The organism is Oceanobacillus jeddahensis (assembly GCF_000750635.1).
Classification (GTDB): domain Bacteria; phylum Bacillota; class Bacilli; order Bacillales; family Amphibacillaceae; genus Oceanobacillus; species Oceanobacillus jeddahense.
Map to the genome: position 1 here is coordinate 1,656,448 of NZ_CCDM010000001.1, position 14,029 is coordinate 1,670,476.

The following is a 14,029-nucleotide window of genomic DNA, read 5'->3' on the forward strand; positions in this document are numbered from 1 at the left end:
ATTTGTGAGGTTGATAGCGTTGCAATTTCAAGTGAATAATAGTCCATTTAATCAGGAGCAAGTTGATTTGCTCAATCGTCTTTTTCCAACATTGACAGAAACACAACAAATATGGCTGGGTGGTTATCTTTCTGCTTTACAAAATACAGCCCCGGCTGCTGCTTCAGCAGATACGGAAGTACTACCGCTTGACTTACCGGCTGCAGCTGTAACAGAAGGAGCCCCTGTGGAGGTTACCGTGCTTTTCGGATCACAGACAGGGAATTGTCAAGAAGTGGCAACAAAAGTATCCGGCAAGCTGGAGGAAAAAGGAATGAAGGTGACGCTTGTCTCTACGGCGGATTTTAAGCCGAATAAATTGAAGAGCCTTGAAAATCTGCTGGTTGTTATCAGCACACAAGGTGAGGGAGACCCGCCGGATACAGCCATCCAGTTTCACGAATTTCTGCATGGACGCCGGGCACCGAAGCTGGAAGCATTAAATTTTTCAGTGTTGGCACTCGGGGACAGCTCTTATGAATTTTTCTGTGAAACAGGCAAGCAGTTTGATGAGAGATTGGCAGAATTGGGAGGAAAGCGGATCATAGACCGGGTGGATTGTGATTTGGATTATGATGAAGATGCGGAAGAATGGCTTGAAAATGTGTTAAACAAACTTGCGGCGTCACAGGAAGCGACGCCGGTTCCAGCAGCCGCAGAAGCAGCTGCAACGATAGAAGCGAAGACAGCTACATTTTCTAGAACCAACCCGTTCGAGGCAGAAATCTATGAAAATCTTAAAATGAACGGGCGCGGTTCCAATAAAGAAACGTATCATATGGAATTGTCGCTGGAAGGTTCGAATCTGGAGTATGAACCGGGAGACAGCATTGGAATTTATCCTGAAAATGATCCGGTTATTGTTGATGAGTTAATGAAAGAAACAGGATGGGCACCTGATGAGCTAATTCCGGTGAATAAAAAAGGGGATGAGGTTCCTTTACTGGAAGCATTGCAGAAAACATATGAAATCACTGTACTGACAAAACCATTATTGAAGAAGGTAGCCGAGTTTACACAAAATCCGGGATTACAACTGTTACTAGATCAAGAGAATGATGAAGCGGTTAAAGAATATGTATATGGACGTGATTTATTAGATTTGATCCGTGATTATAAGCTAAAGGATTTACCGGCGAAAGAATTTATAGCGCTACTGCGCAAAATGCCGCCTCGGCTTTATTCGGTAGCAAGCAGTTATAAAGCAAATCCGGAAGAAGTGCATTTAACGGTTGGAACTGTACGTTACCAAACGTATGGCAGAGAACGGAATGGTGTCTGCTCCGTTCAATGTGCTGACCGCAGAGAGCCCGGGCAATCCTTGTCCATCTACGTTCATAAAAACCCGAATTTCAAACTTCCTGCTGATCCGGATAAACCAATTATTATGATTGGACCAGGAACAGGCATTGCTCCATTTCGTTCTTTTGTAGAAGAACGTGAAATGATGGAAGCAAAAGGGAAGTCATGGCTTTTCTTCGGAGACCAGCATTTTGTTACTGATTTTCTTTATCAGACAGATTGGCAGCGCTGGTTAAAAGACGGGACGTTAACCAAAATGGATGTTGCATTCTCACGGGATAAGGCAGAGAAAGTATATGTGCAGCATCGGATGTTAGCGCAAAGCAAGGAGCTTTTTGAGTGGCTGCAAGATGGAGCAGTTGTTTACGTATGCGGTGACGAGAAAAACATGGCTAGCGATGTCCATGATACATTAGTGACCATCCTAGAACGTGAAGGAAACCTTAATACAGAAGAAGCGCATCGCTATCTAGCTGAGATGCAGCAGGAGAAACGTTACCAGCGGGATGTTTATTAGTGAGCAGTGAAAGGAGAATAAGGAATGACAGATCATAAAACAGATCATAAACCGGTTCATATCCAAGACGGACCGCCTAGTGATGTAGAAAGAATTAAAAAGGATAGTAATTATTTACGCGGATCATTGGTAGAAACCTTAAGTGACCCGTTAAGTGCAGGTATTCCGGATGATGATAACCGGTTAATGAAATTCCATGGAAGCTATTTACAAGATGACCGGGATTTACGTACAGAGCGGCAGCGCCAGAAGCTTGAGCCTGCCTATCAATTTATGGTGCGGGTCCGTGTACCGGGAGGAGTAACAACTCCGGAACACTGGCTGGTTATCGATGATTTGGCCAACACCTACGGGAACCAGACAATTAAATTGACGACGAGACAGGCGTTTCAGATGCATGGCATTTTAAAGTGGAATATGAAAACAAGTATGAAAGGGATCAATGATGCATTGATGGATACGCTCGCTGCTTGTGGGGATGTGAACAGGAATGTGATGTGTAATCCGAACCCGGATCAATCGGAGGTACATGCGGAAGTACACGAGTGGTCAAAGGAATTGAGTGATTACTTGTCTCCACGCACGAATGCTTACCATGAGATATGGCTTGATGGAGAGAAAGTAGTTGATTCCAAAGAAAATGACGAAACCGAACCGATGTATGGAGCTGTCTATTTACCAAGAAAATTTAAGATTGGAGTGGCAGTACCACCTTCTAATGATGTCGATATCTTTTCACAGGATTTAGGCTTTATAGCAGTTCTGGAGGATGGAAATCTTCAAGGATTCAATATATCGGTAGGTGGCGGAATGGGGATGACACACGGCGACACCAATACGTATCCGCAGCTGGGAAGAGTCATCGGATTCTGCAATCCGGAGCAGATCACAGATGTCGCTGAAAAAATTATTACCATTCAACGCGATTATGGAAATCGTTCCGAGCGGAAATATGCACGTTTTAAATACACCATTGATGCCCGGGGCATTGACTGGCTTAAAAATGAGTTGACAGAACGTTTAGGATGGCAGCTGGAAGAAGCCCGTGATTTTCATTTTGACCATAATGGCGATCGCTACGGCTGGGTCAAGGGAACGAAGAATTGCTGGAATTTTACGCTGTTTATTCAAAACGGACGTATACAGGATAAACCAGATTATCAGCTGATGACAGGATTGCGGGAAATTGCCAAGATTCATACCGGGGATTTTCGTTTAACAGCCAATCAAAATCTGGTTATTGGAAATGTCACCAGCCAGAAGAAAAAGCAAATCATGGAGCTTATTGAGGAGTATGGACTGTCTGATGGAAAACAGCAATCTGCATTACGCCGGAATTCCATGGCTTGTGTTGCTTTTCCAACCTGTGGTTTGGCGATGGCTGAATCAGAACGTTATTTGCCTTCTCTGATTGAGAAAATGGAAACATTGCTTGAAGAAGAGGGACTTCGAGATGAAGAAATTATTATCCGGATGTCCGGCTGCCCGAATGGGTGCTCGAGGGCAGCGTTGGGAGAGATTGGCTTTATTGGCAAAGCTCCGGGGAAATATAACATGTATTTAGGAGCAGGTTTCGCTGGTCAGCGTTTAAGTAAACTGTACCGTGAGAGTATTGGGGAAAAAGAAATTTTAGAAACGTTGCAGCCGATTATTCAGCATTATGCCAAAGAACGTCTGGACGGGGAACATTTCGGTGATTTTGTCGTCCGAAAAGAATACGTGAAAGCTGTCATTTCCGGAACAGACTTTCATGATTGATGATTTCAGGTATGCGAATTTGTAAGAAAAGCCAGGGCTGCAGCGCCGCCCTGCTTTTCTTTTACTTTACTAAACTAAGAAGGTTCATTTTAACAGCTGGTATTGGATAAAAAAGAGTTGAAAGAAGGGGGATAAAACGATGGGAAAACAAGGATGTGTTTATCTGATTGGAGCTGGTCCGGGCGACATCGGATTAGTGACAGCAAAAGGGTATCAATATTTACAGCAGGCGGAAGTCGTTTTATACGATCGGCTTGTTAATCCTCTTTTGCTGGAATATGCTTCGCCGCAAGCAGAATTTATATATTGTGGTAAAATGCCCAAGAAGCATACACTGCGTCAGGAAGTGATTAATGATTTGTTGGTACAGCATGGCTGCTTGGAGGGAAAGAAGGTTGTGCGCTTGAAAGGCGGCGATCCAAGTGTTTTTGGTCGCGTCGGGGAGGAAGCAGAAGCACTTGAACAAGCAAGTGTCCCCTATGAAATTGTTCCAGGGATAACAGCAGGAATCGGAGCAGCTGCTTATGCTGGGGTACCTGTTACCCACCGTGAACACAGCCTTTCCTTTGCTGTTATTACAGGCCATGATAAATCCCCTTCAGGAGAACCATTAATTGATTGGCATGCGTTAGCAAAAGGGATCGATACGATTGCGTTTTATATGGGGATTGGAAATCTGCCTCATATCGCAGATCAGCTTATCTCCCATGGACGCTCAGCCGACACACCAGTCTTATTAATTCAATGGGGGACGACAGGAAAGCAGAGAACATTGCAGGGCAGCCTGGCAAACATTGTTGGGAAAGCAAAAACAGCACAGTTTAAAAATCCTGCAATTATTTTAGTGGGAGAGGTAAGTGAAATTAAAAAAGGAGAGAGCTGGTTTGAAAGCAAGCCGCTATTTAGTAAGCATCTGCTGCTTGGTCGGGCAAGTGACGAACCGAGTGCGATAGGACAGCATTTAAGAGATCAAGGGGCAGAAGTGTTTGAATTTCCACGTATGCAGTTAAAGAAGAATCTGTTGAAGGAAACCGATATTCCCACAGATAAAGATCTTCTTTTCCTTTCACCGGCAAGTGTGGATGTTTTCTTTGCATCCCTGCAGGCAAATAAAATGGATATTCGCCATATACAAGGAGATTTCTATGGCGTGTCTTCCAAAACAGTAAAAGCTTTAGCGTCTTATCATTGTGTCGGAAAAGAAATGTCAGAAAGGGATCCTCATGCATCTACATTGGTTATATTAGGAGATTCGGAAGGGATAGACCGGGAAAAACAGCGTTATTCGTTTGTATTTGATCAAGATTTTATTGCTACACATACCTATACGCGTGTACCGCAAACGCTGCAAACCTTCCGCCGTCTCCAAGAAGAAGAGCGGATCGAAACCATTATTTTTCCTAACGCCCGCGCTGTTAAAACAGTGACGGAGAGTTTTCAAGAATGTGGAGAATCGCCGGAAAACATCAGCATGTATGCACAGGTGATTTGCTATGGAGAAAAGTCGAAGCAAGCTGCAGTTAAGGCGGGTTATTCTGTTGACAAGGTATTATCAGAGCCGACGGAAAAAGCACTGTTTGAAGCGCTTTTGCAAAAGGAAATTCCGTTTGCTGCGGCGTTTTCTTAATCATTCACACAAGTTTTAAAATGTGTATCGTTCAGCCAATAGAAGTTTGATAAACTGGAAATAGAAATCAGGAAGAAGGTGAATACAGGATGCAGGCCATTTTATATATCGGGCATGGAAGCCGGGTACAACGGGGCAATGAAGAACTCTTGGCTTTTGTCGATAAAGCGAAGAAGAAAAATCCGCAAATAGCGATTCAGGAAACCTGTTTTATTGAACTTGCTTCGCCTCTAATCCAAGCAGGGATTGACAACTGTGTGCGTCAAGGAGCCACACAAATTGCAGTAGTACCGGTGCTGCTGCTATCAGCCGGTCATGCAAAGCTGGATATTCCCAATGAAATTGCAGAGGCGGAGGAACGCTACCCGGAAGTGACGTTTTCCTATGGAAATGTGATGGGGGTCGATCCGGCAATGATTGAATTACTTACCAAACGCCTGGAGATGGGCGGGTTAGAGCAAACAGGACCAACCCCTATCTATGAAGAACGTCAACCAGTTTCCGTGTTACTGGTTGGCAGAGGTAGCAGTGATCCAGATGCGAATAGTGACCTTGCCAAAATTGCACGTTTACTATGGGAAGCAGCTCCAGTAAGTGAAGTAAATACGTGTTATCTGGCTGCCACGCACCCGACATTGGATGAAGGACTAGAGCGGGAAGTGAACAGCTCTTATTCCCGTGTATTTGTAGTTCCGTATTTATTATTCTCCGGCGTGTTAATGAGGGAACTGCGCCAGAAACTGGATGAATTATCGGAACGGACAGAAAAACAATTTATACTGTGCCCATACCTCGGATTTGATGATCAGCTGGTAGATGTTCTGGTTGACCGGGTTCATGCTTTACTGGGGAGGTAGTTTGCTGATGCGCATTCCAATATTGTTTGAGATAAAAAATAAAACCGTGATTGCTGTTGGCGGAGGAGCTATTGCGGCAAGAAAAATCATGCCCTTGTTCGAAGCTCATGCAGAGATAACGCTTATCGCACCTGAGCTTCATCCCGATTTACAGTCATTGTATGAAAATGGAGAAATAAAGTGGCAGCAAAGAACGGTGCAGGAAGGAGAGCAGTTTGACAGTTCCATTCTTCTATTAATGACGGAAAAAGAAGAACTGAACCAGTCTCTATACGAAAATAAGAGGCCGGAGCAGCTGGTTTATATAGTAAATGATGCGCAGAAAAGTGATTTCCATTTTCCTGCTGTTCTAAAGAAGGGGCAATTAACGATTGCGCTATCCACAAACGGTGCTAGCCCGATATATGCAAAACGGCTCAAAAAGCAGCTGGAGGAGCATCTTCCTGCAGAGGTAGAAGAAGACCTTGCTTTTCTTAATCAGGCACGAAAAAGTATTCTGGCTTATCCGTTGACGGCAAAGCAAAAGAAGCAGCTGCTACAGCGGATTACAACAGAGGATTTCCTGCGGCGAGAAAACCGGCAGCAGCTGTTTGAAGCGATGCTGGAGGAAGCCGAATGATGGCGTACAACTCTATACCAGCAGAGACGGAGCTGCGAATCCGAATCAGATGATGATAGGAGCGGGCGCCAAGCTTACTCCTATTTTTCACTTTAATAAAGTATAAGCGTTACGAAGCATTCGCAAAGGTTGAGTTATATTTAATTTTGAAATATGAAAAAATTGATGATGATCATTTATCATTTTGACTGAACGACATGTATTGATTTACCAGCCGTAATGATAATAAAAGCCCCGAGTAATGCAAAGAACACTGGGAAGATATAACTTCCTGGTATTAAAGCAAGAATCATAAAGATAAGCCCAAAAGCTACCATTAACTTACCTGAAAATCTCATCAGTTGACGGCGGGAGTTATGCTCAATCTTTGGCCATTCGTAAGTGCCTTGTGGTAAACGGGGAACCAAATTTCCAATCAGTACGAACGTACTTCCAACGGTCAAGGTAACAAAGATTGCAAAGTTTAACGGATAATCAAGGTTATAAGCAACCATAAACCCGTGTGCGGCGAGTAATACTATTGTTGCAATACTGTTAATGGCAGAAACTATTAATTCCGCCCTTTTCCTCTTATTTTCATCTTTTTCCATTCGAATCAAAAATAAAGTCATCCCTGATAAAACCAGAATCAGAACGGGCATCAAAGACACAGCAATCCGCTTATCCATGAAGGTATCAGATTCTCCATAATTAACAGCCATTTGTGATGGTAAACTATCGTATGCAGCGATACTGATGATAACTGCAATGATCGTAGTGACTATTGGAACAATCCATTTTCTCATTGATGATCATCTCCTTTTGAGTTTTGAATATCAAGCATCCATTTTGTCAGTTCTTGAAAAACCGTAGTATTCAAAGAATATATAATGTGCTGCCCCTTACGCTCCGCCCAGACCAATTGGGCATTTTTTAATATGTTAAGATGATTGGAAACGCTCGGCTTTGACATTTCAAAGTGTTCAGCGATTTCCCCCGCGGTTAAATCAGAATCTTTAAGCAGGTCAAGGATTTGTCGGCGGGTTGGATCAGCTAATGCTTTGAAAGTATCGTTGATTGGCATGAATACTGCATCTCCTTTTGTTTATTATTATATATTTAGAAATTTATCTAATTATTTATTAGTATAAGCGTGCCTTGAACTAAAGTCAAGGTGTGTTTTAAAAATAACTTTCATTTATTTCGCACAAATTAGCTTCTGCTGGTCATGGTATTTTAAAAGAATGAACGGAAAAAGAAGTATATAATAGCTTGTATAACAGCAGGATAAGTTAAATCATTTTTAAAAGACCCAAGTTTTGCACATTAAAAAGTAACTTCATTTCCATAGAAACAGGAGTTGACCGTTCTTTTGATAACTTCCTTGACCAAGAATAAAAGGAGGAGTGTAAGGCGACCGCTGCGGTGGAAAGCGGAGTGGTTGGCCGGAGCGGAGCTATGCACTATCATTAGTTCAAAGAAGCTGATGTAACCAAAAGTAAGCACAATAATAATGAAGAACTTGATAATCCTGGAAAGGCAAGATATATATGCTTATTATTAGGTGCGAAAGTTGAGTAAAAGACTAAAAATATGTAAATTTTGTAAAGAATACATCTTTCCGGCGGTAATAAAGTTTCAATCGAATGAAAAAAGGTAATATCTCAAGATAAAGAAAAACCTTTCATTGCTGTAATATGTTAAAAATAGGAATGGAATATATTAAAGGATGTAAAATAAGCGATAAAAACATCTTATCTTTAAAAAATGAACAAGCAGGGAGATTTGGAAATGGAAATGTATCAAAAAAAATCAACTGAAGTTTTGGAAGAATTAGAGGCTTCCAAACAGGGAATATCAACGCAAGAAGCAGCATCCAGGCTGGATAAATACGGATATAATGAAATAGAGGATAAAGAAAAGGTACCGACGTGGAAGCTGTTCTTAGAAAGCTTCAAAGATCCCATGGTTATTGTTCTGCTAGCAGCAGCTGCAGTACAAATACTGATTGGAGAATGGGTTGAATCTATTATAATTTTCCTTGTTCTGCTGATTAATTCAGTAATTAGCGTGGTACAGACAAGAAAAGCAGAAAGCTCCCTGGAGGCATTAAGAGATATGTCTGCGCCAGATGCGAATGTAATGCGGGATGGAACAGAAAAGACCATTGCTGCAAAAGAGCTTGTTCCCGGAGATATTGTCTTTTTGGAGGCGGGAGATTATGTTCCTGCGGATGGACGTGTGCTGGAAAGCGGTTCTTTGCGAGTCAATGAAGGCATGCTGACAGGTGAATCCGAAGCTGTAGAGAAAAATACGGAAGATATTGAAGAGGAAGCTGCTTTGGGAGATCGTTTAAACATGGTATATAGCAGTTCTTTAGTTGTTTATGGGCGCGGAACGTTTATTGTTACTGGTACCGGAAATCAAACAGAAGTCGGAAAAATTGCTGATATGCTTTCTACTGCTGAGCAAAAAGAAACGCCGTTACAGCAGAAGTTAAACAGCTTCAGCAAAAAACTCGGAATCGGTATTCTAATTTTATGTATTGCTATTTTTGCTGTTCAGGCAGCGCGTATTTGGTTTGGCGGCAGTGAAGCAGATACAACCACCGCGTTATTAAACGCGTTAATGTTCTCGGTGGCTATCGCAGTTGCCGCTATTCCTGAGGCATTGCAATCGATTGTTACCATTGTTTTATCAGTTGGAACGAATAAAATGGCGAAGCAGCATGCGATTATTCGTAAACTGCCGGCTGTAGAGACGCTGGGGTCGACAAGTATTATTTGTACGGACAAAACTGGTACACTGACCCAAAATAAGATGACGGTTACTGACGATTTTATACCTTTTCATAAAAATGAACGCTTACCTGAGAATCCGGATGAGTGGGATAAGTCCGAGAAATTGCTTGTCTATATTGCAGCACTTTGTAATGATTCGTATATAAATCAGGAGAATCAAGAGATTGGTGACCCGACGGAGGTTGCTTTGATTCAATTTGCAGATAAACATGCGCACGATTACCAAGAATTACGAAAAAAATATCCGCGGGAAGCAGAGCTCCCCTTTGATTCTGACCGCAAGCTGATGTCCACTGTTCACCATATTGATGGAGAACGTCTGTTATTTGCTAAAGGTGGTCCAGATGTAATGTTTCAACGTGCAAGTTATGTGCTGTTGGATGGAGAAGAGCAACCATTGACCGATGATTTACTGGAGCGCTTTGAAGGAGCCAATGAAGATTTTTCCAATCAGGCTTTACGTGTACTTGCTTATGGATATAAACGTCTGTCTGAAAACCAAACAGAATTGACGTATAAAGACGAACAGGATTTTGTATTAGTCGGGCTGACAGCTATGATGGATCCACCAAGAGAAGCGGTCTATGGTTCGATTGAAGAAGCAAAAGCAGCCGGAATCCGGACAATCATGATTACAGGAGACCATAAAACAACTGCACAAGCCATCGGGCGGGATATTGGCTTAATGGATAATAATGATCTGGCTATCACAGGAAAAGAACTCGATAAAATGTCAGATAAAGAATTAGAGGACAACATTGAGCAAATTTCTGTTTATGCCCGTGTATCCCCTGAAAATAAAATCAGAATAGTACGTGCCTGGCAGCAAAGAAGTGCTGTAACGGCAATGACAGGTGACGGGGTAAATGATGCGCCTGCTTTAAAACAGGCGGATATTGGTATTGCGATGGGGAGCGGGACAGATGTATCTAAAGATTCTTCAGCGATGATTCTGACCGATGATAATTTTGTATCTATTGTCAATGCGGTGCAGGTTGGCAGAACTGTATTTGATAATATTAAAAAAGCTATTGGTTACTTATTTGCCGGGAATCTGGGGGCAATTATCGCGATTTTATATGCGGTTATCTTTAACCTGCCGAACCCATTTACAGCATTGCAGCTCTTGTTTATTAACTTGGTCAATGATTCGCTGCCTGCGATTGCGTTAGGTGTGGAGAAGTCTGAAGCTGGTGTGATGAAGCGGAAACCGAGGCCGGTTAACGAAGGTATATTTGCCGGCGGTACGCTGCGGACGGTTTTGACACGGGGAATTTTAATTGCCGCTGCTGTAATTATTTCCTTCTATATCGGTTTGAATCACTCCAATGAAATAGGCGTAGCAATGGCATTTACTACATTAATTATGTCACGTACCCTGCAGACCTTTGCAGCGCGCTCAAATACACAGACATCAATTAAAATTGGTTTCTTCTCTAATAAATATGTGATTGGAGCGGTTGTGCTCGGGTTTGTTTTATACGGGATAACCTTACTTCCCTTTGCGAGAGAGGTGTTTAATATACCTGCTTCCTTTGGTTTCCAGGAATGGGGGATTGCAACAGGACTGGCAGCTGCCGCTGTGGTTTGTATGGAAATAGCGAAAAAGATTTTTCATAGAGCATAAAGTAAAAGAATAAAGATAAGGTAAAGAATATGCTGTTTTACTGAGGAATTTTATTACGGAGAATCGCCTGTAAAACTCCCGCTTCCAAATAGAGAGTGAAAATAGTATATTAAGGCGGTAGAAAGCGGATGTTAACTCCCTGAATCACTCAGGATGAACATTCAGTGGGAGAAAAGCAGCAGACTAAGTTCGCAACGTCCTAGGGCTGGATCTGCGATTACTTGCCCCACAGAAAATCATGCGATTACTCGTCCCATCGTAAAGAGTTGTGCGTCGAAAACTCCCACTGAATAAAGTTTCGCTTTATAATAAAAAAACGGCATAATTTTAACGAATGTAAATCTTTTGTTAAGTTTTACTTGTTTTATTAATGTTTGCTGTACTTCATGCTATACTTAATTACTTAACAAAAAAATGAGGACGGAACATGCAGATGGAAAAAGATTATTTTCAAACAAAGCAGGAGCAGGCAAAAAACTATTTTCAAACGCTGCAAGCTCAAATAAAAGAAGAGGATTTTGCGTCCGCCCTGATAGAGACGCTGCACCAATATCAACAAGACAAAAAGAAAACCTGGGTAAATATCGACCATTGGAAGCACCAGCCAAGTAAATTATTTATTTCTTATTTAGCTAAATCAGGCCAGCTGGATTCTTATTTACACCGAAGTATTTCATATATCTATTTCCGTGATCTGGGCAGAGATATTACTTCTGAAGCAATGCAGAACAGAATAGCCGATGTCACGAAAGGCGTCAAAAATTATTTAAACAAGAAGGAACAACAAATCCCGTTTCATATTACAGAACTGTACCAAATGGCGGAAAATGAATCATTGGAAGAAGCATTTTTTTGGGTGTCCGATAAACTTAAACGTGTTTCCGCAATACTCCCGAACGGATTGGATAAAAATGAAGCGAAACGAAAAATCATGAAGATTATCGCCGGGGTTGTCATGCATGAATTGGAAGAATTGGATGGCGAACTGTCCAGGGATACAAGAAGGCAGCTATTAGATCAGGCGGTTCGTACAGGTTATTATTATGGATTAACCTATCCTTTGATTGATGATGTGCTGGATGCAGACTTATTAACGGCAGCAGAGAAGAAAACATTTGCTTCTTTTATCCGGAAAACGTTATTAACAGGAGAAGTGATGCCTATAAAAGCTGCTGATTGGCAGAAAAGTCATTGGGAATTCATTTCTGCCGTCCATCAGGAGCTGTCGGAAGCATTCCATTATTTAAAATCCTGTCAGCCAGCAGAGAATAGACAGCTATTCTTGGAAAATGCATATTTATTTTTTGAAGCACAGGAACTCGACAGGCAAAAGCATTTAGATAATGACAGTTATACCAATGAAGAAATGTATACGTCTGTTATTTTAAAATCGGCTTCCTCCAGACTGATTATCCGCTCATTTAAGCCTTTTTCAGAGGGCGAGAACATTGAAGCAAATATGTTTCATTATGGGATGTACAACCAGCTTGCGGATGATTTAACAGATTTGGATGAGGACCTGGCAAACAGGAATGTCACGCCGTATACGTATTTTGTGACATATCATGAACAGAATCCTGATTTAATTAATCCCTTTGCCATGTATTGGTCTGTTATTTATTATGTTATTCATAAGCTCTATCCGGGAAAGCCGGAGATAAGAGATGTTATTTTGGACCGGGCAATAAACGGTTTGAAGCGTTTAAAGGAAAGATTGGGAAAAGAACGCTATCAGGAATTGATGCAGCAGTTTTCCTTTGATCCGAATGTTGATAAAGCGTTAGAGAAAGCAGTAAATCGTACGAATAATGTGGCTTTCTTTGATAAATGGATTCGCGATCAATTTTTAAATACATTAAAACAAAATCAGCAATTAAAGAAACAGTTTGTATTGAAAATGAAAGAAATCAAAGAACAATTAGAAAAGCAGCTTCCCTTTGAATCGGCGGAAAAGTCGTTAAAAGAGGCAGCAAACTATAGCTTGTCGGGTAATGCGAAGCGTTTACGGCCAATGATGACGTGGGTGCTGGCAAAGGAAGGTCTTCATCTTCCGGATCATTTGGTATTGACCTTAGCAAAATCAATAGAATATATGCACACGGCCTCACTTATTTTTGATGATTTGCCATCACAGGATAATGCACCGGAAAGAAGAGGTAAGCAGACCCTTCATGAGAAATATAATCATGCGACTGCAGAACTGACCGGACTTTGGTTAACACAGCGTGCTGTAGAAGAGCAGGCTGTAATCAAGCATCAAGACCCTGGGAGGCTATTAGAGCTTATTGCTTATTCCACCCGAACCACACAAAATATGTGTCAGGGACAATTTATGGATTTGCAGGCAAAAGGAAAACAGTTGACGCTGGAAGCATTAAAAGAATTATCGGTGTATAAGACATCCTTTGGTTTTGAAGCAGCACTGATGATGCCGATGATTATGGCCGGGGAATCGGATGAACGGAAACAGGCGGTCAAACGTTTCGCGCACTATGCAGGTATTGCCTTTCAAATCAAGGACGATTTATTAGATATAGCGGGTGATGTAAAGCTGTTGGGTAAACAGCCGGGAAGAGATCAGCGGAATAACAGCTCGACCTTTGTTTCTATTCTTGGCAAAGAAGAAGCTCAAAAGGAAATGTGGAGACACTATATGGCAGCGAGAAACGAATTAGCAATGCTGCCGGACATTCCTTTCTTTTATCAGCTGCTGGATTATTTGATATTGCGTGATCATTGAATTGGGACTTTAGTATCTCATTCCGGATAAAGGTTGCATGTTCATTCAGCATGTAGCTTTTATCCGGTTTTTTATTACGGAGAACCGCCCGTAATAAATTGTTGACTAATGTCCTGAAACCTTCTAAATTTAATGATAAATATAAAAGATAAGTTAAATCATC

Annotated in this window: 9 protein-coding genes; 7 read left to right on the forward strand and 2 right to left on the reverse strand. The window is 41.7% G+C overall.

Features of this window, described 5'->3' with window-relative positions:
* The first annotated feature begins 19 nt into the window (after positions 1-19).
* The 5 genes from BN986_RS07280 (at position 20) to BN986_RS07300 (ending at position 6,719) form a co-directional block, all read left to right on the forward strand.
* Positions 20-1,858: an assimilatory sulfite reductase (NADPH) flavoprotein subunit gene (locus tag BN986_RS07280; RefSeq protein WP_040978991.1), complete on the forward strand. Its 1,839-nt coding sequence runs from the start codon at positions 20-22 to the stop codon at positions 1,856-1,858.
* A 24-nt stretch (positions 1,859-1,882) separates the two neighbouring features.
* Positions 1,883-3,616 carry an assimilatory sulfite reductase (NADPH) hemoprotein subunit gene (gene cysI / locus BN986_RS07285; protein ID WP_052400677.1) on the forward strand — a complete coding sequence of 578 codons (1,734 nt, stop codon included), beginning with the start codon at positions 1,883-1,885 and terminating at the stop codon, positions 3,614-3,616.
* A gap of 139 nt (positions 3,617-3,755) precedes the next feature.
* Positions 3,756-5,243, forward strand: coding sequence for a uroporphyrinogen-III C-methyltransferase (gene cobA / locus BN986_RS07290; protein ID WP_040978992.1), 1,488 nt, complete (start codon positions 3,756-3,758; stop codon positions 5,241-5,243).
* 89 nt (positions 5,244-5,332) lie between these two features.
* Positions 5,333-6,100 carry a sirohydrochlorin chelatase gene (locus BN986_RS07295; protein ID WP_040978993.1) on the forward strand — a complete coding sequence of 256 codons (768 nt, stop codon included), beginning with the start codon at positions 5,333-5,335 and terminating at the stop codon, positions 6,098-6,100.
* A gap of 22 nt (positions 6,101-6,122) precedes the next feature.
* Complete coding sequence (locus tag BN986_RS07300) at positions 6,123-6,719, forward strand: precorrin-2 dehydrogenase/sirohydrochlorin ferrochelatase family protein (protein WP_187378528.1); 597 nt, start codon at positions 6,123-6,125, stop codon at positions 6,717-6,719.
* 179 nt (positions 6,720-6,898) lie between these two features.
* Here BN986_RS07300 and BN986_RS07305 read toward each other — a convergent pair whose 3' ends face one another.
* Positions 6,899-7,504, reverse strand: a complete 606-nt coding sequence (locus BN986_RS07305) for a DUF1648 domain-containing protein (RefSeq protein ID WP_040978995.1) — start codon at positions 7,502-7,504, stop codon at positions 6,899-6,901.
* On the reverse strand, positions 7,501-7,776 hold the full coding sequence (locus BN986_RS07310) for an autorepressor SdpR family transcription factor (protein WP_148417092.1): 276 nt from the start codon (positions 7,774-7,776) through the stop codon (positions 7,501-7,503). Before BN986_RS07310 ends, BN986_RS07305 begins: the two co-directional genes overlap by 4 nt.
* Positions 7,777-8,489: 713 nt before the next feature.
* On the opposite strand from BN986_RS07310, the gene BN986_RS07315 reads away from it, so the two are divergent.
* Positions 8,490-11,126, forward strand: coding sequence for a cation-translocating P-type ATPase (locus BN986_RS07315; RefSeq protein WP_040978997.1), 2,637 nt, complete (start codon positions 8,490-8,492; stop codon positions 11,124-11,126).
* 427 nt (positions 11,127-11,553) lie between these two features.
* Complete coding sequence (locus tag BN986_RS07320) at positions 11,554-13,866, forward strand: polyprenyl synthetase family protein (RefSeq protein ID WP_244444956.1); 2,313 nt, start codon at positions 11,554-11,556, stop codon at positions 13,864-13,866.
* The last annotated feature ends 163 nt before the right edge of the window (positions 13,867-14,029 follow it).

Excerpts from the sequence above, each read along its gene's own strand:
- BN986_RS07295 (WP_040978993.1), top strand. The coding sequence starts at position 5,333 with ATGCAGGCCATTTTATATATCGGGCATGGAAGCCGGGTACAACGGGGC.
- BN986_RS07305 (WP_040978995.1), bottom strand. The coding sequence starts at position 7,504 with ATGAGAAAATGGATTGTTCCAATAGTCACTACGATCATTGCAGTTATC.
- cobA (WP_040978992.1), top strand. The coding sequence starts at position 3,756 with ATGGGAAAACAAGGATGTGTTTATCTGATTGGAGCTGGTCCGGGCGAC.
- BN986_RS07315 (WP_040978997.1), top strand. The coding sequence starts at position 8,490 with ATGGAAATGTATCAAAAAAAATCAACTGAAGTTTTGGAAGAATTAGAG.
- cysI (WP_052400677.1), top strand. The coding sequence starts at position 1,883 with ATGACAGATCATAAAACAGATCATAAACCGGTTCATATCCAAGACGGA.
- BN986_RS07320 (WP_244444956.1), top strand. The coding sequence starts at position 11,554 with ATGCAGATGGAAAAAGATTATTTTCAAACAAAGCAGGAGCAGGCAAAA.